This window comes from Bremerella sp. JC817 (assembly GCF_040718835.1).
Lineage (GTDB): Bacteria > Planctomycetota > Planctomycetia > Pirellulales > Pirellulaceae > Bremerella.
In genome coordinates this window covers 327232-347730 of record NZ_JBFEFG010000267.1, presented here as the reverse complement: position 1 = coordinate 347730, position 20499 = coordinate 327232, and the positions used below count along the sequence as shown (strand labels likewise).

Annotated in this window: 17 protein-coding genes; 4 read left to right on the top strand and 13 right to left on the bottom strand. The window is 55.8% G+C overall.

Annotated features, from left to right (window positions below; all coding sequences use genetic code 11):
• Nucleotides 1-68 precede the first annotated feature (68 nt).
• Entirely contained in the window at nt 69-395 is a 327-nt protein-coding gene (locus AB1L30_RS10085) for a nuclear transport factor 2 family protein (protein WP_367013292.1), read from the bottom strand.
• Between the two features lie 100 nt (nt 396-495).
• The gene (locus tag AB1L30_RS10080; protein WP_367013291.1) at nt 496-1380 is read right to left on the bottom strand and encodes an RNA polymerase sigma factor; all 885 of its coding nucleotides are present in this window, start codon (nt 1378-1380) and stop codon (nt 496-498) included.
• Nucleotides 1381-1630: 250 nt separating this feature from the next.
• On the opposite strand from AB1L30_RS10080, the gene AB1L30_RS10075 reads away from it, so the two are divergent.
• Nucleotides 1631-2152, top strand: coding sequence for a hypothetical protein (locus AB1L30_RS10075; RefSeq protein ID WP_367013290.1), 522 nt, complete (start codon nt 1631-1633; stop codon nt 2150-2152).
• Nucleotides 2153-2173: 21 nt separating this feature from the next.
• Here the strand turns inward: AB1L30_RS10075 and AB1L30_RS10070 are convergent, their stop codons facing one another.
• The 7 genes from AB1L30_RS10070 to AB1L30_RS10040 all read right to left on the bottom strand — a co-directional run bounded on the left by AB1L30_RS10070 (nt 2174) and on the right by AB1L30_RS10040 (nt 9068).
• Nucleotides 2174-2788 carry an SMI1/KNR4 family protein gene (locus tag AB1L30_RS10070; protein WP_367013289.1) on the bottom strand — a complete coding sequence of 205 codons (615 nt, stop codon included), beginning with the start codon at nt 2786-2788 and terminating at the stop codon, nt 2174-2176.
• Nucleotides 2789-3037: 249 nt separating this feature from the next.
• On the bottom strand, nt 3038-3562 hold the full coding sequence (locus AB1L30_RS10065; RefSeq protein WP_367013288.1) for a hypothetical protein: 525 nt from the start codon (nt 3560-3562) through the stop codon (nt 3038-3040).
• A gap of 133 nt (nt 3563-3695) precedes the next feature.
• On the bottom strand, nt 3696-4898 hold the full coding sequence (locus AB1L30_RS10060; protein WP_367013287.1) for an HD domain-containing phosphohydrolase: 1203 nt from the start codon (nt 4896-4898) through the stop codon (nt 3696-3698).
• Nucleotides 4899-4935: 37 nt separating this feature from the next.
• On the bottom strand, nt 4936-7098 hold the full coding sequence (locus AB1L30_RS10055) for a response regulator (RefSeq protein ID WP_367013286.1): 2163 nt from the start codon (nt 7096-7098) through the stop codon (nt 4936-4938).
• Nucleotides 7098-7748, bottom strand: coding sequence for a hypothetical protein (locus tag AB1L30_RS10050; protein ID WP_367013285.1), 651 nt, complete (start codon nt 7746-7748; stop codon nt 7098-7100). The genes AB1L30_RS10055 and AB1L30_RS10050 overlap by 1 nt, the downstream gene beginning before the upstream one ends.
• A gap of 288 nt (nt 7749-8036) precedes the next feature.
• Entirely contained in the window at nt 8037-8501 is a 465-nt protein-coding gene (locus AB1L30_RS10045; RefSeq protein ID WP_367013284.1) for a DoxX family protein, read from the bottom strand.
• Nucleotides 8502-8570: 69 nt separating this feature from the next.
• Nucleotides 8571-9068 carry a cupin domain-containing protein gene (locus AB1L30_RS10040; RefSeq protein ID WP_367013283.1) on the bottom strand — a complete coding sequence of 166 codons (498 nt, stop codon included), beginning with the start codon at nt 9066-9068 and terminating at the stop codon, nt 8571-8573.
• A gap of 353 nt (nt 9069-9421) precedes the next feature.
• Here AB1L30_RS10040 and AB1L30_RS10035 point away from each other — a divergent pair, with 353 nt between their 5' ends.
• From AB1L30_RS10035 to AB1L30_RS10025, 3 genes are all read left to right on the top strand, one after another.
• Nucleotides 9422-11020: a sigma-54 dependent transcriptional regulator gene (locus AB1L30_RS10035; protein WP_367013282.1), complete on the top strand. Its 1599-nt coding sequence runs from the start codon at nt 9422-9424 to the stop codon at nt 11018-11020.
• A 537-nt stretch (nt 11021-11557) separates the two neighbouring features.
• On the top strand, nt 11558-12484 hold the full coding sequence (locus AB1L30_RS10030) for a DUF1559 domain-containing protein (RefSeq protein ID WP_367013281.1): 927 nt from the start codon (nt 11558-11560) through the stop codon (nt 12482-12484).
• Entirely contained in the window at nt 12481-12918 is a 438-nt protein-coding gene (locus tag AB1L30_RS10025; RefSeq protein WP_367013280.1) for a hypothetical protein, read from the top strand. The genes AB1L30_RS10030 and AB1L30_RS10025 overlap by 4 nt, the downstream gene beginning before the upstream one ends.
• An 81-nt stretch (nt 12919-12999) precedes the next feature.
• On the opposite strand, the gene AB1L30_RS10020 is transcribed toward AB1L30_RS10025, so the two are convergent.
• The 4 genes from AB1L30_RS10020 to AB1L30_RS10005 all read right to left on the bottom strand — a co-directional run bounded on the left by AB1L30_RS10020 (nt 13000) and on the right by AB1L30_RS10005 (nt 20300).
• A complete protein-coding gene (locus tag AB1L30_RS10020; RefSeq protein ID WP_367013279.1) occupies nt 13000-14913 on the bottom strand; it encodes a glycoside hydrolase family 97 N-terminal domain-containing protein in 1914 nt (637 codons plus the stop codon).
• A gap of 118 nt (nt 14914-15031) precedes the next feature.
• Entirely contained in the window at nt 15032-18775 is a 3744-nt protein-coding gene (locus AB1L30_RS10015) for a sulfatase-like hydrolase/transferase (RefSeq protein WP_367013278.1), read from the bottom strand.
• Nucleotides 18776-18849: 74 nt separating this feature from the next.
• Entirely contained in the window at nt 18850-19317 is a 468-nt protein-coding gene (locus tag AB1L30_RS10010) for a hypothetical protein (protein WP_367013277.1), read from the bottom strand.
• A gap of 44 nt (nt 19318-19361) precedes the next feature.
• Nucleotides 19362-20300 (bottom strand): DUF1559 domain-containing protein, encoded by a 939-nt coding sequence (locus AB1L30_RS10005; RefSeq protein ID WP_367013276.1) that lies wholly within the window; start codon nt 20298-20300, stop codon nt 19362-19364.
• Nucleotides 20301-20499 lie beyond the last annotated feature (199 nt).

Here is a 20499-nt window from a genome sequence, read left to right as displayed (position 1 = left end):
GGACGTTAAACCGCAAGAAGGGGGGGCGCAGCCGGTAGCCCGCAGTTGTCCCTTGCATCCCCTGGAAATCACGGTGCAATGTCGAGCGACGTGATCCGATCGCCTTCCAACTCGAAACGAAACCTCAGGTCGGCCGGGCTTCCGGGAAAGTTGCCAGTCAAGCGGCATGTGACGACGACTTTGCCATCCTGCTGTTCACTGCTCAGGGGCTGGCAGGTGTAGTCGTATTTCGCCGAGGCGTTTTCTTTCCACTGTTGAATTGCTTCAGGACCGATATGGGTTTGCCCCTCATCCTTCACGACAGCGTTGTCGGTAAAGCAATTCACAATGGTGGCGCCGTCGGAAGCATCGGCGGTGAAGTAGTTCTTAATCGGCTGTGGAAGCGTAGCAGTCATGATCGTCTCCTTCTGGTCTGTATGATTTGAGGAACGTTTGTGCCTCTATCTCATGGACGCCAGGAAGGATCGACTGTGACAACTTGCGCCAAAAAAGTCTTCAGATTAATCGCAGTGTTCGCTGCAAGTCTTCTCGCTGGAGTATCCGCTGCAGCCAGTCGATTTCGTCCGTGGGATGCAAGAAGGGGTGGTCTTGGTAGAGGTCCATGTGCTGTCGCTGAACGACATCATCAATCTCGCTCGCCGTGTGACCGGCGACGTCGCGAACCTTTTCGACGTGATCGGCAGCGAATAGCAGACGATTGGGATCGACGTGCCCATGTTCGATAAAGCCGCGCGTCTTCTTTGGGCAGCGGCAGGGATTCGCACTGTTTACCAGGCCGCATTGGTTATTCAAGAAGTTATGCAGGTCACGGCGTGCCCGAGCCAGGCATTGGCGGAAGTTAGCCGCCGTCATCTCCAAGACTTCCCCGCCGATGGTATCGGTAGCACCGAGGATCTCCCCGAGCGTAAAGACCAAGCGTTGCCGACGATCCAGGCAAAGCAGCATGCCCATCGTGCAACTTTGTTTGGCTTCCTCAACAAGGATCGGAAGGGAGACCGGCACACTTCGAGGATCCGGCAAGTCGGCGTCTGCAATACTGTCGATCGCTGAACCATACTCCGCAAAACTGACTTCGTGCGACTCAGCACTGCGGCGTTTCATGTTCAGGACATGATTGGCCGCGATACGGTACAACCAGTTGCGAAACTTGCTCTCCCCTTTAAACGTGCTCAGCTTGGTGATCACCTTAACGAGCACCTCCTGGGTTACCTCTTCGGCGTCGTGTGGGTAGAAAACCATCCGGACGGCAATGTTGTATATCCACGCCTGGTGGCGTAATACCAACTTCTCGAGTGCCGCTCGATCTCCATTCTTCGCGAGATCGATGAGTTCCATGTCCTCGGCATTGTCCTGGGCAGATTCCCTAAACGGATTGATCATGGCCCGACTCTCGTTCTCCAAAAGTGATGAAATGTGCAGTGCCTCTTGGGCTCTGACACGTCAGCGGCAATGGTGTGACAACCTTCGTGAAACAAAATGGAAAATAGCATTTTGACCGATCGAAGTTTTGTTTAGGGACGGGGTTCTGCCATTTACTATCGGTCGGGCAGGTTGGGGTTGCAATCGGGCAGGCGCCGGGTTAGTTTTCCAGCTATCCGATCGATGCCCCTGCTGAATTAAAGAACCTGACATGAGTGAACTTCGCGACCACATCTTGAAGAATCTTCCACGTTGCCTGGCAGACGTGATGGCAACGGTTGTAGAGCCGATTGATCCTCGGGACTGCACGGTGGTGGCGTTCGCGTTGTCGCAAGAGGACGCAGCGAATGATTCCGCAAAGATCTTGGGCTATCCACTGGCCGACTACAATCCTGCATGCCGAGATGACCCAGACTTCATTTCGCCATTGAGCCTCCGCTGGCCAGATGGGAACGAGAATCTTGTCTTTGACAGCGACCTCCACGGATACCATGGCGAGATGGAGTCGTCTGCGAAGCTGCATGGCGAAGGGACGCCGAAGGAATTCCTGTGCCCCCACTGCAGCCACAATGAATTCAACGTCCAAGTGCAGTTCGACTACTGGGACGCCTGCGACGATCTATGGGAAGACGAACCTGAGTTGCCGATCCAAGACTATTTCACCAACATCCTGTTTTCGGGTCGCTGTTTGAAGTGTGGATCGCAGACTAATTTGCTGGAGATGGACCTGTAGCGACGGGCAGGTGAATCACGATCACGTTACGGTTCGTGGCCACTCGTGGTAATGAAGGTCGCCACGCAGGGGATCATTGATGATCCAGCCAGTGTTCGAGTCGAGCGTCCAATCGATGGTGGTCAGCTCTTCGACAATCATGTCGAGGAAATCGGTGAAGGATTTTGCGATCAGCTTCTTTTCGTCTTCGTCGCGACCAAAGGCGATGACCTGACCAACGACGCCAGCGGGGCCTGGGTCGAAGTCGAGACCAAAGTGGTTGCCACCTTGGTCGTGGGTGAGTGGAAGCCATTTCAGATTGACGTATAGCGGCTTGATCACGCCAGGTGGCTGAGACGACATCGAGTCGGCCAGATCTTCGTTCAAGCCATCGTCGACAACGGATTTCCAGGTTTGCCAGTTTTCAATGACTCGACTAGTCGACAAGAGCTCGATTCCAAATAGAACTCCAGGACCTGCCGGGCGTTGGCCATTGTGGATTCGGAAGAACGACTCTACTTCCGCAGGAATGGGCAAGCCGGTCGTGGAAGCGAGCAGGCCAAGTTCGTCATCGGTTGCTGGGGGAGCAAACAAATCCGACGGCTGCAACCCTTTCGCGGAAAAGGCTTGTTCGATCAACTTCCAGCGGTCATCCATGGTGGTCTCAATCTTCTAGTTAGCTGACGTGCCAAGTGCGTTGACTTCGATGAATATCTTCTCGCCCTTTCAGACGCCAAGCAAGTCCAGGTTGATTGAGAGGCATGCCTGAACACTCCGATCACAAACCAGCAGCGCCAATCTCAGGTGTGCCGGTCTTCAAGCCGTATCAGCCTGCCAACCGCCAGAGTTCAAGCCGTTCAAAGCGGCTCAACCTGCCAAGATCGTGATGCGGCAACCGAAGCGTCGTTAGAATGTAACATACAGCCCCTCTTGTGATTGATACGCTCGGTCTAGCATATCAAAAGCTTCAATCAGTTCACTTGAGAAACGCTCTCTTGCAAGTAGGTTCAAGAATCGACGACTCTCCGTTACCTGCTCATGACTTTGAAAATATGACCCCAACATTCCGGGGTCAAAAGGAGCTTCGTTTGTTCCAATAAATGACCCCAAAATTGGTGACATGGCTCGGTTATCCGGGACATACTTCTGAACTGTTTCCCACATTGTGCCAAGACCGATGTCATCAGCTGGGTCGTAGTATTTGGTCAAGGCAAAATCGCCGAATTGATGAGTGTCTCTTGTCTCAATCATGCTGTCCCAGCTTGATCGTAGCGGTTCGCCTTCGTAGGGATCGCTGAGAAAGTCGAAATTCTGACGTATAAATGACACCAACTCATTGCACTCGTGTCCTTGAAGTGCATCCCGAAGAATTGGAAGAAGTTCGGCTTCAAACAAGTCGTATTTGAATATGAATGCTTTATGTTCCATCATTGCAAATAACCTCTTCGTCCGGTATTTGAAACAGCGGAGAGTCACGATGTCGAATCTGTTTGTTTATTGGGACGGTCGCATTTTTAAATGCGACCGTGGATTCGATGGCGTTGGCCGCGGCTCTGGGGGCGACTTACTCGTCGTCGGCGTATTTCATTTGGATTTCGACAATCTCTTTGCGTTTGGCGAAGAAGGCGTCGAGGACCATTGGGTCGAAGTGGCTTCCTTTTTCGTCCGTCATGATCTCGAAGCATTTCTCGATCGGAAAGGCGTTCTTATAGCAGCGACGGGTGCTAAGGGCGTCGAAGACGTCGGCCACGGCGGTGATGCGTCCTTCCAGCGGAATGTCTTCCCCTTTGAGGCCGAGTGGATAGCCAGACCCGTTCCACCACTCGTGATGCGTCAACGCAATCCGAGCTGCCATTTCCAGTATCGGCGAGTGGGCGGCACCCAGCACATTGGCACCGATGCTGGCATGATCGCGAAGGGCCGTTTCGACCTGGGGCGAAATCCGCTGGAGCACACGTTTGCCCAGGTTCGGATGCTTCTGCATCAAAGCGAATTCTTCTTCGGTCAGCTTGCCTGGCTTTTTGAGCACGTCGTCCGAGATACCAATCTTGCCGACATCATGGAGCTGTGCCGCTTGTTCGATCTCGGTCACATAATTTGGATCGAGCCCCAGACCTTCGGCGATGATCCGAGCATAACGACCGACCCGCAGCACGTGATAGCCGGTGTCGTCGTCGCGGAACTCGGCGGCCCGAGCAAGGCAGTGCAAGATGTCGCGTCGCGAGGCTTCAAGCTGGGCGGTTCGTTCACGAACGGCCAATTCCAGCTCACGCGAATAATCTTCCAGGCGATCCTGATGACGCTTCAGTACCAGCAGGTTGCCAACGCGTGGAATCAGTTCGCTCGCGTCGATCGGCTTGTTGAGAAAATCGTTCGCCCCGGTTCGCAGGGCTTCGACTCGTGTTTCGCGGTCGGTCGTCGCCGTGAGGATGATCGTGGGCGTGTGCGCGAGCTGTTCGTCCTGGCGAATCTGTCGCAGGATTTCGAGGCCACTGACATGTGGCATCATCAAGTCGAGCAGCACCAGGTCTGGGCGTTCGTCTTTCACCAACTGGTACGCTTCGGTCGCGTTGCTGGTGGTGACGAAGTGGGTGTAGCCCTCGATCCGCAGCAAACGCGACACCACCTTGATGTTGACCGGCTCATCATCGATGACGACGATCTTGGCATCGCGGGCAGGCACATCGAACTTCGGTGTGATGGACTGCGTAGAGCAAGGTTCGGCGTGGGTGTTTTCAGTCGACTCTCCGAATGGCATGAGTGTCATTGCTTCTCAATCTCTTTCCAGGGTGTGCTTGGGATAATCAAAGCACGATCCTGCGTTGCAGTTCACTAATCGTTTCAAGCGAGCTCGCCGTGCTAGTCAGGCACTTTTCGCGAGCCCCCAGTTCCAGTTTCGAGGCAGGTTCCGTGAAGCAGTCGTAACCGACTGTACCTGCGGCGCCTCGTAACCAATGGGCCAGGTGTTCCAGGGCCTCGAAGTCTTCTTCTTCCAAGGCTCGCTCCAGTTCGACAATTCGCGTCTCGAATCGTTCCAGGAACTCTTGCACGATCTCGCGGATCTCGTCATCGTCGGTTGGCAGCAACGAAGGAATCGACGAATCGGGAACCGGGAAATCGCTACGCGACTCCAGTGCGGCAGGCGGAGGTGAATTGAAACGCGGCGTCGTGACGATCTCGCCGAGCGTCCGATACAGTTCGTCGGCATCGATCGGTTTCGACAGATAGCCGCTGCAGCCTGCTTGCTCGCAGTTCTCGCGATCCCCTTTCATGGCGTGGGCTGTCAGGGCGATGATCGGCAGCGTGAATCCAAGCTCTCGTAGCTTGGTCGTGGCCGAATATCCATCCAGAACGGGCATCTGCATGTCCATCAGAACCACATCGAACGATCGCTGCTGGGCCATGTCGACGGCGACCTGGCCGTTCTCGGCGAGGCTAACCTTGGCGCCGCCACGTTCCAATAGTAGGCGAATCAGCTTGCGGTTGGTGTCGCCATCGTCGGCCACCAGAACGTTGAGATGGCTCAGATCGCTGGGGATCGCCTGATCGCGGCGGACGTCGGCACCAGGCATTTGCGATGGAGCAACGAATTGAATTTGCGAAATATCGCCGAGTGCAATCTGCGCGGTAAACGTGCTGCCACGTCCAACGGCACTGGTGGCTGTCAGTTGGCCTCCGAGTGCTTCGGCAAGCTTCCGACTAATCGCCAGGCCAAGACCGGTTCCGCCATACTTGCGTGTCACGGTATCGTCGGCTTGAACGAAAGGCTGGAAGACCGAGTCGAGTTTGTCTTGAGGAATCCCGACGCCTGTGTCGCGAACTTCCACGACCAGGTTCGCTCCGCTTTCGGAAGGAACGACTTCCGCCACCACGACCACCGATCCCTGGTTCGTGAACTTGATCGCATTGCCAACCAGATTCAACAACAATTGCTTGATGCGATATGGATCGCTCATGATCGAATGCGGGACCTGGCCTTCCCAGCGATAGTCGAGGCCAATCCCCTTTTCGGTCGCTCCGACTCGCAAGACCGAGACCACGTCGGAAATGATTTGATGGGGCGAACAGGCGATCGCTTCGACTTTCAATTGGTCTGCTTCAATCTTCGAGATGTCGAGAACGTCGTTTATGAGTTCTAGCAGATGTTTACCACTACGCTGAATCGTGGTGAGGTACTCGTCCATCTCCTCGGCCGAGATGTTCTCGCGATCGCGACGCAGCACTTCAGTGAACCCGAGAATCCCGTTGAGCGGCGTGCGGATTTCGTGGCTCATGTTCGCCAGGAACTTGCTCTTGGTGCGGTTGGCTCGTTCGGCAGCTTCCGTCGCATGTTTCAATTGCTCTTCCCGCTGCTCGAGCTCGTCGGTGTGAATGGCCAGCTTCACCATCTCCAGACGACTTTGCATGATGATCAGCAGCAGCACGATATCTTCAAAGATCACCCACGAGGCATGTTCCAGCCAACGCCATTCCGACGCTGTGGCAATTCCAAATACCGATGCAGGCCACCAGATACCACGCACCAGGTGGTCTACGGCTACGATCGCCGTAGCCGGAGCAAACACCCACGGATCGCGATATGCGGCCAAGAACGCCAACGAAACGAAGACGTGAAAGTGTGTTTCAATTCGACCGCCACTCAGGTGAATCAGCAGCGACGAAAAAATCACCTGGCTGCAGGCAATGACCATGCGTGTCGAGACTTTGCCAGGCCGGAAGATCGCTAATGCAATCGGCATAGCCGCCAGAAACGCTCCGCCAAAGACGGCCATCAGAATATGAGGGTGCACTTCGCTGTGCGTTCCGGACCAGGTACGTGGCGAGATGAACACCGCCATAGCGATTCCACCAAGCCATTGCAGCACCATCAGAACGGCGAACATGCGGTCCGTTCGTTCGTGAATTGACTGGTATTGTTCGTCCAGCTTCTTTCGCACCGATGGCGACTGGATCTTGCGAAAAGGCATTATTTAACTCCGGAGATCATCGCAGAAGAATCCCCGTCAACGATTGGGGCAGCGTCGTTATGGATACGGCATCCGAACACAGGAGCAGATGTTGGCCGACTGGTTGTCGGATCGATCAATCGTTCTCGCAGAGCTTCGCAGCCACGATTGTCCCCTTCGTGTCCACGTGAAGCGGTCACTCCACCGGAGAAGAGCAGCTTGCCGTCACGACCATAAAGGCGAACGGCTCCGCTTGTCGATGCACCAAACTGGGCCGACACCACGCCGTCGACATCCCAGAAGACTTTAGATCGAGGTAATTCGTCGGCTTGACGCAGGGTTGCGCTCTCGGTCCATTCGGCCGACGGCTGGTCAGGTCCGAAGGCAACCACGACTAGGTCAGGGCATTGGATTTCGGATAGTCCGGAGCCGGTTAGCATGCGGGCCAACTCATGTACCGAAGCACTCGTGCAAGGGCAGCGAGGATGCATGAAGAAAAGGAGCGTCGGTCGATCTGCCGAGCGGGGCAAGTCAGAGTCGATCGGCCAATGCTGCGGAATTGCCGACCGATTTTCAGGGACAGTCGAGAACTCGTAATTCGTCGCCCAAACCCAGGCACCAAGCGTGCCGATCCCCCACAGGACGACTGCCAATCGCCAAGATAGTTGCATGAGATGCCGTCGAGAATTCATTAAATACGCAATACCAATCAGACTTCGATGTCTTCGCCGCGCGACTCAAAAAATGAGTCGTGAAAACATAAGCCAGTTGCCCGATCGTAAATCGAGTTGTTCCCTACATTTCGGTAATCAACCGAACAGGTTATCTGCTTTATAGCGATCAGCGGGATTGGTCGGTGTTTGCCCGAGGGGAACGTACCAACCGAGAAAAGGGGCCTGCACGCGTGGTGCATCCCCCTGGAGGCTTCGCTTGAATGCCAGTGTTGATAGATTCGATCGTTAGTCGACCGAAGCTGCTTTCGCAGGGAAGTTCACCGCGAAGAGCAGATAGGCAGCACTTGCTGCCGACAGAACCGAATAGTCGAGCGGCGGTTTCGGGCCGAAGGCTCCCATCATTGCCGTGGCGAAGATGGTCAGCAGCAGCCCGGCTGCCAGGGCGAACCAGCGAAGCTGAAAACCAACCAGCAGGCCAATGGCAATCACGACTTCCGCTCCAGTCGCAACCCAGCCGACCGGCGAGATCAATGCCGAAGGGAGAAACCAGTTCAGCATGCCGACGTAGGCTTCGTAGTTTTCAATACTTCCCCACGCGACTCCTTCGGCGCCGGGAGGACCCCACAAACCAAAACGATCGCCGACCGCAGAAAGAAATGCGGCGGCGAGTGCAAAGCGAACGAACCAGCAAGCGATGGTGATGGATGTGGTGTTGCCTGGGGGTTGGCCAGGCGTATCAAGGCTTGTCATCGGAACTAAAATCCTTCAAAGCATGATGTCAATCAAAGCTCGGTATCGTAATGGACAACGACACGTGACTTATTTCTGGGGTTCAGGAATTACAAGTTGCTTCGCATCGGACGGATGAATGATGGTGGCCAAAACGCGAGTCTTGCCTTCTTGGTTCGGATTGCGACCGACCAGATGCAGGATCATTTCTGGCTCGAAGAAGGTATCTCCCTCGTGCAGGACCTGTTTCTCCTTACCTTCGATCTGAAACTCGAACGTTCCTTCCAGCACATAGCCGCAAACGGGGCCTGGGTGACGATGCGGTGGACTGCCTGCGAGGGGATCGAGCACGACCTCGACCATCGTTGCGGTACGGGGCTGTTTGCTCTGGATTGCCTTTAGCGGATCTACCTTCAACACATTCACAACGACGCCAGGGCTTGGCGACATTGTCATCAGCGGAGCTGACTTACCGGCTGGCTTGGCGACTTCTTTGTGTGGGGCATCTTGAGCAGCCACCGGACTGAGGACCGAAAGTCCAACGACGAGAGTAGCAATGGTGAAGATCGAGGTGTTGGTCCAACGCATGGTGGTGGTCCCTTCTTCTGGTTAGGGCAAAGAGTCAATCGTCAAAAAAACGGGGCTTTACCAAGCAGGACGACTAAGTCCCGGCAGAAGTGACAGCTCGACACGAAAAACTTTGGATTACCTTGCGATCGCTGGCTAGAGCGTGGCAGGTCACTCCCTCGAAAGAAGTGGTAAACACCAGGCAACTTGAGTTTTAACGTGAAGATGGCATGGGCAACGGTCTACCAATTGCATTTCACGGAAACCTAAGATCGTCCAGCACTGTTTGCTAGATGAGGCGGCATCAGGCCGTTATATTTCATGGATGTCCGGGAATTGCGATCGCAATGGCCACAATATTTGATGGGTCTGGAATGTCGAAGCTAAGCCACATTTTGTTGGAAGTCTGGCAACAGGCCTGTCGGCATATTGAAATCGGCGAGTATGTCGAAACGATCGCCCAGATGCTCGAGCAAGAGCTGCCCTTAGCGCAGTTGATCGTTCGCCGTCTCGATTTCGAGCATGCCAGCATCTCGACCGTGGCGGCGGCGCCTCAGGAAGGGGGGCAACCACTTTCGGAACATCGCCGAACATTTACCCGGCCTGAGATGACAAAGCTGAAGGCATGGCTGCGCCGTGGCGAGATCGTCCAACTTCATCAGAAGACGACTTCGCCGATAGCACTTGTTACCCCGGAGTATCTAACCGGAGACGTGATTGCGATTCCGCTGGCAGGCGACCACCCCAGCAGCGGTGTCTTGCTGCTGGCGGCCAGCGATGCGCAGAAGTTCTCGGCCAAGCAGATGCAAGTCGCCGAAGCGATCCAGGAGCCCTTTTCTGTTGCACTCGAAAACGACCGCCGCTTGCACGAGATGGCCGCGCTGCGGGAAGCGGCTGAGGCGGAGCGAGGAGCCTTGCTGCGAAGGCTCGGGCGGCAAAACCTCGACGACAAGGTCGTTGGCGAGGAAACCGGTTTGCGGCTGGTGATGGAACGGGTCGCCTTGGTTGCGGACTCGGATGTTCCGGTGTTGATTCTCGGCGAAACCGGAACCGGCAAAGAGGTAGTGGCCCGGTCGCTGCATGTTCGCGGCGACCGTCACGATGGTCCCTTCATTCGCGTGAACTGTGGGGCGATCCCGTCCGAATTAATCGACTCGCAATTGTTCGGTCACGAAAAAGGGAGCTTCACCGGAGCCGATCAATCGCGACAAGGCTGGTTCGAAAGGGCCGATGGCGGCACGCTCTTTCTGGATGAAATCGGCGAACTGCCACTTGAAGCCCAGGTCCGATTTTTGCGGGTCCTCCAAGATGGTTTCGTCGAGCGAGTCGGTGGCAACACACCGATCCATGTCAACGTCCGAGTCGTCGCAGCAACGCATCGTGATCTTGCCAATATGGTTCGCGAAGGCAAGTTCCGTGAAGATCTTTGGTATCGCCTCGCGGTGTTTCCACTTCTCTTGCCGCCGCTGCGAGAACGGGTGGACGACATTGAAGAACTGGCGAACCACTTCGCCGACCGGGCCGCGCTGCGGTTTGGTTTAGCCCCTGCCCTGCCCGATCAAGAATCGCTCGAATTGCTGCGAGCGTACGATTGGCCAGGCAACATTCGCGAGTTGGCGGCGGTGATCGATCGTGCTGCCATCCTGGGGGATGGGCAGCGGTTGGAAGTCGCCAAGGCACTCGGCTGGAGTGGGGATCGAACGTTGCAGGTTTCGACCGCTCCGAATCCTTCCCCGGCAAGCCTTGCCCCGGCCTGGAGTCCTCCGGCTTCCCGTTCGCCACATAAAGCAAGCGAGATTCCTTCATTGGACGAAGTCATGAAGCAGCACATCGAAAGTGTGTTGCGTTTCACCGAAGGGCAAATCGAAGGGCGACGTGGCGCGGCGGCGATTCTCAAGATCAATCCGCACACGCTGCGAGCTCGGATGCGAAAGCTGCAACTCGACTGGTCGCTGTTTCGTCCGCAAGACTAAGCCAGACTATTTCACGGGTCGCCGGTAAATGAGCGCGGCCTCTGCGATACGTTCTGGCCTGCCGCGTTTCTTTGGGGAATAGGAAACGAAAGCAAAGGGACCGCAAAAATCTTTTCCCGCTTCTCTACCCGAGGAATCGCTGATCTCGGAAGGAAATGTCTTTTCTTTCTGCTAAGTGGTCCGTTCTTTGCTTTTGATCCCGGCACACGTGATCGGCGTTAGGTGATTACGTGTGTGATGACGCTCAAGGATGAACGTCAGCACCAGCATGTGTTGCTGGCGGAATGAAAAGCTCAAGGTGGAATTTGGAACGATGAAGACAATCTCTCTGACCGATCGCCCGGCTCTCTTGGCCTGCTGGCTCGCTTCGGATCGTTCGTGCTGTTGCTAAAGCGAACGCGGGGCTTGTTGCGGCTGGACCCTGACCGCTCGTTCGTTCCCTCTTAATTTTCAACGCCTGTCGTTCGTCCTGGAGGATGCTATGGCCAGGATGAAGCGACCTCAATGGACACGCCTACATTTTTCAAGAATCAAGCTATGAATCATCATCAATCGAATATCCGAAGTTTGTTTCGTCACCGCGGTTTCACGTTGGTCGAACTGTTGGTGGTCATCGCCATCATCGGTGTGTTGATCGCGCTGCTCTTGCCTGCGGTGCAACAGGCCCGTGAAGCTGCTCGACGCGTGCACTGCACCAATAATTTGAAGCAGATCGGTCTTGCGGCTCATAACTTTCACGACACCTACGGCAACCTTCCGCCAGCGTTTATTGGGGACAACTCCGAAACGGAAAATAGTTGGGCGACTTGGGGGGCGTTGGTTCTGCCTTATTTGGAAGGAGGCAATCAGCTCGCGCTGTGGGACGTCCACTACCTTGCGGCTGAACAGCCGAAGGAATCCTATCAAACCCAGGTACCAAGTTACCTCTGCCCTTCCCGTCCTGAAGCGACGTTGAGTATTGGTGACTTCACATCGGAAGGAGCTGCCCTGACCGACTATGCGGCAAGCTTTGGTACGGGGGCTCAGTACGTTCAATCGAATGGGGCGATCATTCCAGCAGTGCCTCGCGTGACGAGCGACCGGAGTGGGAAGCCCTACCTGGCGACCTGGAAGAATCAGCTTCGCTTCGCCGACATCTCCGATGGTACGACCAATACGACAATGTTCGGCGAAAAGGTGATTCGACCGAAGTCACTTCGTGGCAAGAATGAAGATCGTAGTGTCTTCAGTGGCATTCGCAATACGCATCGACGTATGCTCGGGCTACACTCCAACGGGGATCGACGTCCTCTGTTGCCTACCAATAACCAATCGGTACCACTGGCCAACAGCAGTTTCGGTGGACCGCATCCTGGTGTGACTCTGTTCGTGTTTGTCGATGGAAGTGTTCAATCTCTGCCGCTCACCACCGACATCGAAACGTTGACAGCGTTCGCCACGAGAGCAGGTGGTGAAGTCCGATGAAGAATGCCAATGTCAAACCAGGATCGGTCGCCAGCTTCCTTCTGGCAGTAATGCTTGCGGCCGGTTGTCGGGGTGGTGATGGTCCACCAACTGTAGCTGTTCGCGGGATCATCGTCGCAGAGAACGAAGACTCCGCCGCATTGGCGGGACATCAGATTGAGTTCGTGTCGGTAAAGGACTCCGCGGTGCGAGCTTTCGCCGAAATTCAGCCAGGCGGCCACTTCGAGTTGAGCACGATGCACGAAGGGCACGTCTGGCCAGGAGCTTTGCCGGGAGATTATCGCATCAGACTCGTCCTTTCTGATGACGACCCGACTGCACGAAAGTTGATACTGCAAGTGTACGACCGGAGGCCCTTGGACTTGAAAGCAACTCCCTGGAAGGCAGCGATTCCGACTCGTGACCCGCTGCTCTTTCGACTAGATCGCCAATAGGTGGACATCGACTATCGCATGCGATTGCAAACGACGCTCGTCTCTAACGGACGAGCGTCGCAATTGCTAACTGCAAAGCGGCTATTTGGCCGGGAAGAGCGAAACCGCTTCGCCGCCGTTGGGACGCAACTCCATCTCTAAAACCGTATTGCTGTCCACGATTTGCCGATCGATCCGCACCTTGGTCGGACCATCGAGCGAAGGATCGTCTCGATAGATCGTGGCTTCGTACTTCCTGTCGCTATCAAGGAAATCGAGGGGGACGTTCAGGGTACGTGGTTGATCACCATTCATAGCCCCGATGAACCACCGTTCGCCGCTTCGACGAGCCGTGACGACAGATTCGCCGATCACACCATTCAGCACGCGAGTATCATCCCACACCGTCGGAACCTCGGAGAAGAACGTCAATTCGGGGGAATCGATGATGCGATTTCGCGTCGTCTTGCCATCCTGCAGCGAAGAAAGGGGCGTGTCATACCAGTACATGAACTGCCACGGAGAATAAGTGCAAACCGCCTTGGCCAACTGGTGGGCGTGCGACCAGTTCGCTCGTACGCGAGGATCGTAATAGCAGATCGTATGGTCCGCGGCACCCGCCAGGTTGCGTGTAAAAATCGTGGTGATCGCGAGGCTAGCGGATGGCGTTGCCTCGTCACCTCGCACGCCTTCCTGCGTCATTAGATTGGGGTAGGTACGTGAATAGCCGGTTGGCCGGTATTCGTCATGGACATCGACCATCAACTGGTGATCGGCTGCTTTGCGAATTGCCTCGTGCAGCCAGGCCGTCCATTTTTGGGATCCAGTTTGGACGAAGCCATACTTCACGCCTGCGATTCCCCACTTCTTATAGAGTGGTAAGATCTCGTCCAGTTGCTTTTCGAGGGCTCGTCGATTGACGTAAACCAAAATGCCAATATCACGCTGGCGGGCGTACTCGATCACCCCTGGCAGGTCGAGTGGGCCTGCCGAACGCTTGGCATCCACGGTGACAGTGGTCGCGTCCGAGGCGTCGTCATACTCGTGTCCGTACCAACCGGCATCGAATTCGACGTATTGAAAATTGTTCTTTGCCGCGAAATCGATACAGGCCTTCGCGCCGTCGGTCGTCAGGCTGATTTCGCGAATGACTTTGCCTGGCTTGATCCACGACGTGTCCGCGATCGCGCATGGTTCATTCAGATTCAATAGCAGGTCGTTGGCTTCCAGCAACTGCCCTGGCGTGTCAGCGACCATCACAAATCGCCATGGCGTCGTCAACGGCGTGGTGCCGACGATCTCGCTTTGCAGCTGCGAAACCACTCCGGACCCACCGCCAGCGACGGTTTGCAAACGCATCACGGCGTAGTCGACCAGTTGTGCTTCGCCGATCGCGAAGACCTGCTTTCCCGCTTCAATCGTTAGCGGGCGCTCGACGTTCTTGCCGAGCTGGCTGAGTGGTACCTTGTCGTAGGTTCCCTGGGCGCTAGTTGTTCGCCAGGCAGGATAATCTTTGGCAAAGCGAAACTCCGTTTGTTCCCGAGCCAGCGCGAGCGATTCGCCGTTGGCATCGCCCAGCGTCGTCCGAAATGCGACGCCCGAATCGTAACAACGAACCTCCAGCACGACCGGGCAGTTGGCTTCCGTGTCGCGATAGCGGAACGTTTGGGTCCTGTAGTGATCGCGGATCGAGCTTCGCTCGCCGTAGACAGGATTCCAGGTCGAGTCGTGACTCGAAGCAGGATCGACCGAGATTTGTTCGAGATGATCGCCAATTACCACCCCATCTTTACGTACGAAAGAAATGGTCGAGTCCGCCACGATGGTTTCTTCAGGCGTAGTAACCTGATAGGCGAGTTGCGATTTGGGTCCTGCCTGGCGCAGTTTGATCTGAAACTTGAGTTGGCCATCAGGAGACGTCAGCGTTTCCGCCGAGGAAATCGCAGGGATGAGAAACAGAGTTAACAACATCGCTGTTAGACGCAGCGAATCCTGGGCATTCGTAAAGTGCGACATGAATGGGCTTTAAGGCGAGGGGGGAATGGGGAAGGTCTCGACGCGTATTCGTAAAAAAATGCGTCTCACTTCATCATAGCCCAAACCGGCCGACCTTGCCGCAGGTCAGTGCCAGCCCCTAAGGCGTAGTGGTGCCAATCCGGCCTTGAAGCAACTTCGCCAGGTGACTTTGGATCTGAGCGGTCCGCTTATCCCCGGCCAGATTGGAATTCTCTGCGGGATCTTCGTGGTGATCGTAAAGCTCGGTTGCTAGAACCTGTCCCGAGGCAAAATCACGCCATTCGGTGTACCGATATTGCGGGGTGCGAATCGAGTAACCCATCACCTCCGGCTTTCCTTTGAAGTACGCAGGCCGAGGATGCTGCGTCAGGGCCGTCTCCCGAATTTTCGCCTTGGGGTCAGTAAGCACCGGACGCAGGCTTGTACCGTCGAGACGTTTGACGGTGGGAAGTTCACACAGATCGACCAGTGTTGGATAGAGATCGACTAGTTCGACCAACGCTTCGGTTCGCTCGCCGCGATACTTGTTGCGAGGGTCGGCGATTACCAAAGGAACGTGGGCATCGAGCTCGAAGTTCGACGTCTTACACCACAGGTCATGTTCGCCGAGATGGAAACCATGATCGGACCAAAGCACCACGATCGTGTCGTCGGCTTGGCCTGATTGTTCGAGGGCATCGAGCACCTTGCCGATCTGTGCGTCCAGAAAACTAATCGCCGCGTAGTATCCATGTTGTAGCTGTCGACTTTTTTCTGCAGCGATTGGACCTGACTTGGCGACATCGGTATAGCTCCGCACCTCGCGGCTATCATGCCGGGCAATCTCAGGAGCGGTCCCATGCGAGGCAGGCGATGCATGGTCGGCGATCGCTTTTGAATCGTACAGATCCCAGTATTTCTGCGGAGCATTGAAGGGAAGATGCGGTTTCCAAAAGCCAACGGCCAGAAAGAACGGCTGATCCGAAGGTACTTGCTGGCGGATAGCTTTTGCCGCCTCTTCCGCGATACGTCCGTCGAGATACGCTTCGTCAGCAACATCGACCTTTTGAATCGCAGGACCCTTGGGACCTTTGTGCAATTCGAAGGGCTTGCCTGCGACGTACCAGTCTTGCGAGTGGGCTCCCCAGTCGAACATCGGAGGAACGGACCATGCCTGAGGATCGTTTTGAATCTTCTGGCTGTAGTTGTGAAACACCTTGCCGATATTTCGTGTGTAGTATCCCTGATTCTTGAAGTGCTGCGGCAAGGTCACCACGTCAGGTTGGACTTCGCGAAAGTGCGTCGGCAGATCCCAGATACCGAGTGAGTCGGGGTACTGGCCGGTCATGATCGAAGCCCTCGACGGATTGCAGAGGGCTTGCTGGCAGTAAGCGTGCTCAAAGAGCACGCCCCGACTTGCCAGTCGATCAATGTTGGGCGTCTGGACGATCGGATCGCCATAGCATCCCAGTTGAACACGAAGATCGTCCACCGCAATGAACAAGACATTCGGACGATGCTCCGACATGTCATTGTTCTTGGGTTGCGGCGCAGGCGAAGCGCCTTTCGCTGGGGGAAGCAGCAACATGCCACCGGTCCAAGTCATTTGTGGAATGGCGACACGTTCCCCCTTCTCCGCGTCGCGCTGATAGACCTGCATGGAGGTCTTGCCTGCGTCGCCATATTGGAACTTGCCATCTTCGACAGGCTTCCAGCCGCTAAGCTCCGATGGTTTTACCGATGCCGAAGTTGCCATGTAAATCGTCGTCGGTTTGTCGGCGGTGGCGAAAACGTAATCAGTTTCGCCGCCGTTCCCTTGTACGAACTGCCAACCATCGAAGGGGGCCGGGACCGAGATCCAGGTATAGGGCCGATTACCATAAGCGAGCTGCCCTTCGGCGAGCGTGCCGAGTTGGATCGAGCGACGTTCGATGGTTAGCGAACCGACCTGGCGAGAGTCGAACGGCTTCCAATTGTTTTCGATGGTATAGAAATGACCATCTTCGGCACCGACCAGCAGGTCTGGACGATCGTCGTTGTTCCAGTTCACGATGGTCGGGCTGGTGGTATGACCGGCCAGACGATGCGAGTGAACTTGAACCGGGGAATCGAAAGCCCATGGATGTTCGTCGGTCGAGACATTCAGAAACAGATCGACGTTGCGGCTGTTGGCCAGCAGATCGAGCTTGCCGTCGCCGTTCCAATCGGCGAAGCACAGCTTGCGGCGACCACTACCCCCGGCCGTTTTTGAATTGAGCTGGAGTGGCTTGTGTTTGCGGTCGGTAAAGATTCGCTTGCCTGGTAGCAGAACGAGCTGATCGCCTTGCTTCTTTCGCTCGAAGAACGACAGGTACCCTTCGTGATCGAGGCTGACCAGATCGTTCAGGCCATCTTGATTCAAATCAATGACTACCGGCGTGGTACGCCACTGAGTGACCAGTTCTCTTGCTTTCGGATCCCACCAGTTCCAAGCGGGCTTCGGAGGATTGCCGGGCCATTCGACTTCCACCGGCTGTGCCGCGGCAAGTTCGTCGAGCGACCCGGTATTACGGTACCATTCGACTTTGCCCCAGATCGAGTTGACGATCAGATCCTTGCGACCATCATGATCCCAATCGGCAACGCTAAGCGTCGTGTAGCCCCACTTCGCTTCCGCCGGGCCTTGGATCGATCCATTGGGACCTGCCTGGGGGCGAATCGGCTTGCCGTTCACTTTCAACAACTTGATGGCATCCCACTTCGGAGGATTGCCCCCGTCGAGATTCTCGAACCAGCCGATGTTTCCGGCCGAGTTCCCCACGACCAGGTCTTCATCGCCGTCGCCATCCCAGTCAACGCTGACCGGCGTCGCCAACGCACCGAACTTGAGGGCGTTCGCCTCTTGCTGGAAATAACGTGGCGGCAAGAACTGCGGCACCCCGTCGACGAACTTGCCAGTATGTTCGACCAAGGCAACGCGCCCATCTTCATCGCCGACGATCAAGTCGATGTCGCCATCGCCATCCCAGTCGAACGAAGTTGGCGTGATCATCTGCAGGTCCATCGCGATCGGCTCGCCTTCGTAGGTCAGACGACGACCGGCCGCGAACTTAGGCTGCTTGCGGTTGCCTTGATTTTCAAAGTAGGTGAATCCATCGAGAAACTCACCACACAGCAGGTCCAAGTCGCCGTCGTTGTCGAAGTCTGCCAGATTAGGCGAAGGCATGCCGAAGAGTTCGATCGGTTGGTTGCCGGTCATCAACTTCTCTGGCGTGTCGTACGTGGGATCTTCATTCGTGCCAGTATTTCGCAGCCAGTAGACGTAGCCCCGAAGTGGCCCACGGGTCCAGTTGCCTTGCGAATCGAAGGCATCGTCCCAGCCATATTCAGTCCAGTCGCCGACGCCCACCATCAAATCGGTCAGGCCATCGTCGTCGTAATCGACATAACGCCATTGGTTGGCCCGAACGCGATTCGGGTGAATGTTCTTCTGCGAATGAATTGTTTTTGAGTCGGCCAGTTTATCGCCGAGGAAGTTCACCCACTCGGTGCCTGGCGAGAGAATCCGTGGCTTTCCATCGACATACGAAACATGAATCGAGTGCAGACCGCCACCGACTTTCACCGGTGGCTTGAAGATCGGGAACTTCGTGTCGCCGCCTGGGTTCTCGAAAAGGTAGGTCCCGTTGAAGGGGACGTCGGGGCATGAAACCAACAGGTCGGTGTCGCCGTCGGAATCCCAATCAATCGGCATCGGCCAAGCCCAAAGGCCCACGCCCAGATCGACCTTCAGGCCGGGGTTGCGGTATTTGACTGGCTGCAGCGTTTCGTCGGCGGAAGCCGAATGCCAGGCAATAAATACCAACGGCACCATCAAGCACCAGATTCGAGAGAATGACTTCACGTTCGATTTCCTTACTTCAATCATCGGGAGGCATCACGGGGGTGAATGGGAAGGAGGCTAGTTGGCTGACTCGGTCAGGGAACCAGCGATAGTGTCATTTGTGACTTGCCACCTTGGGTGGTGACATGGGCATCGATGACCGCCGAATCAGACGGTAAATCGATATTCCCTTTCAACGAACCGAACAGTGGTCGACCTTCTTCGACCATCATTTCGGCATCTTGAAAAGCTACCCCATCGAAGGCACGCAGCTCAACACGATGAGGTCCGCCCACCACGCCACGGCCATCGCCGCGCGTGGTGAACTTGCCATCAACAATCTTCGCTTTGCCTTGGGGGCCTTTGTTGCCGCGGCTGGTGTCCGGCGTGAAAACCAACTCGCCAGCCGGGATCGGCTTTCCATCGTAGGTCGCATTGCCGGTGATCACAAAGCGATCCGACTCTTCCGCCGTGCAGCCTCCCAGTAAAGCAAGCCCCAAAACGGTGCCTGCCAAATACAAGGATGCACGACGACCAGGGATCAGGTCAAAAGTTTCTTTCATGTTCCTATCCGCCTTGCTGGAATATGGGTTGAACGTTGCCAAGGCTAAGGAAGCGAGACCGGTTCGTTACCGCTGCGGCTTGCCAGCGATAACAACACGTCGAAGTCGGTCGTTTCCGGAAGAAACGAGATCGAGCCATCACCCAGGGCAAACTGAGCTCCGCCTGGATGGTTGCTCGAGAACGGGCGGGAATTCGCGTACGAGCTACACGATTCGTTCGGCCCGCAGAAGTTGATGCTGTATTCCAGGTTCTTAAAAGCGGCCGCATCGCATGGCCAGCCGATGCTGTTGCTGGTTCCGGCAACCCAGCTTGTTTCCCCCTCGAAGCGTTCGCCAATCACCAGCGTGTTCGAGGTGCCGTCGGTAATGTCGCCGAAGCGAACGTTCGAGTCGACGTACAACACGCCACCGGTTGCCATGCCACGACGTTCACTCGATCCGGTGCAACCGGAGTGATAAGCACTGCCAATCAAGAGCGGGTAATTGGTTCCGGTTTGCGGATTTTGTCCGACGGGACCGGCCACGCCGTTGTAGTGCTGAGTGTACGTGTTCTGGCCGCTGACCTGACCGCTCGACCAGACGCCACGCTGTTTGTCGCTCACATTGCTGGGGCAATGAAACATGGGGGGCACGATATCGAGCGAGACCGGCTTGTTGGCCGGGTAGCCTTGAGCCTTCCAGTTGATCTGATCTTCGATGGCCTGTTGTTCGATGAACGACAAGATCCGGGTATGCCAACTCAGTTGATTGGCAGCCTTGTAACCGCCCGGTGGGAACGCGCGGTAGGTGTCGTGATAGTTGTGCAGTGCCAGACCCAACTGCTTTAGATGGTTACTGCATTGCATCCGCCGGGCCGCTTCGCGAGCCGCTTGAACCGCAGGCAAAAGCAACGCGATCAATACACCGATGATCGCGATCACCACCAGCAGTTCCACCAGCGTAAATCCGTGCCTGCTCGGGGATCGATCCAAGTTTGGGGCCATACGAGAGATCCTTGTAACGAGGGGGAGTGGCAGAGCGAAAGAGTCGCGACGGCCGATGAGGGGGAGTCGAATGTCTCGAGTTGGTCGACGGGGATTCATTATCTTGGCCCAGATTCATAAGGCTGCTCCGTAGCATAAACCATGAATATGGTCGCGTTGAATCCCACTGGGATCCCAGGATAGGATGTTCTGCGGAGGA

Excerpts from the sequence above, each read along its gene's own strand:
- AB1L30_RS10085 (WP_367013292.1), bottom strand. The coding sequence starts at position 395 with ATGACTGCTACGCTTCCACAGCCGATTAAGAACTACTTCACCGCCGAT.
- AB1L30_RS10080 (WP_367013291.1), bottom strand. The coding sequence starts at position 1,380 with ATGATCAATCCGTTTAGGGAATCTGCCCAGGACAATGCCGAGGACATG.
- AB1L30_RS10075 (WP_367013290.1), top strand. The coding sequence starts at position 1,631 with ATGAGTGAACTTCGCGACCACATCTTGAAGAATCTTCCACGTTGCCTG.
- AB1L30_RS10070 (WP_367013289.1), bottom strand. The coding sequence starts at position 2,788 with ATGGATGACCGCTGGAAGTTGATCGAACAAGCCTTTTCCGCGAAAGGG.
- AB1L30_RS10065 (WP_367013288.1), bottom strand. The coding sequence starts at position 3,562 with ATGATGGAACATAAAGCATTCATATTCAAATACGACTTGTTTGAAGCC.
- AB1L30_RS10060 (WP_367013287.1), bottom strand. The coding sequence starts at position 4,898 with ATGACACTCATGCCATTCGGAGAGTCGACTGAAAACACCCACGCCGAA.
- AB1L30_RS10055 (WP_367013286.1), bottom strand. The coding sequence starts at position 7,098 with ATGCCTTTTCGCAAGATCCAGTCGCCATCGGTGCGAAAGAAGCTGGAC.
- AB1L30_RS10050 (WP_367013285.1), bottom strand. The coding sequence starts at position 7,748 with ATGCAACTATCTTGGCGATTGGCAGTCGTCCTGTGGGGGATCGGCACG.
- AB1L30_RS10045 (WP_367013284.1), bottom strand. The coding sequence starts at position 8,501 with ATGACAAGCCTTGATACGCCTGGCCAACCCCCAGGCAACACCACATCC.
- AB1L30_RS10040 (WP_367013283.1), bottom strand. The coding sequence starts at position 9,068 with ATGCGTTGGACCAACACCTCGATCTTCACCATTGCTACTCTCGTCGTT.
- AB1L30_RS10035 (WP_367013282.1), top strand. The coding sequence starts at position 9,422 with ATGTCGAAGCTAAGCCACATTTTGTTGGAAGTCTGGCAACAGGCCTGT.
- AB1L30_RS10030 (WP_367013281.1), top strand. The coding sequence starts at position 11,558 with ATGAATCATCATCAATCGAATATCCGAAGTTTGTTTCGTCACCGCGGT.
- AB1L30_RS10025 (WP_367013280.1), top strand. The coding sequence starts at position 12,481 with ATGAAGAATGCCAATGTCAAACCAGGATCGGTCGCCAGCTTCCTTCTG.
- AB1L30_RS10020 (WP_367013279.1), bottom strand. The coding sequence starts at position 14,913 with ATGTCGCACTTTACGAATGCCCAGGATTCGCTGCGTCTAACAGCGATG.
- AB1L30_RS10010 (WP_367013277.1), bottom strand. The coding sequence starts at position 19,317 with ATGAAAGAAACTTTTGACCTGATCCCTGGTCGTCGTGCATCCTTGTAT.
- AB1L30_RS10005 (WP_367013276.1), bottom strand. The coding sequence starts at position 20,300 with ATGGCCCCAAACTTGGATCGATCCCCGAGCAGGCACGGATTTACGCTG.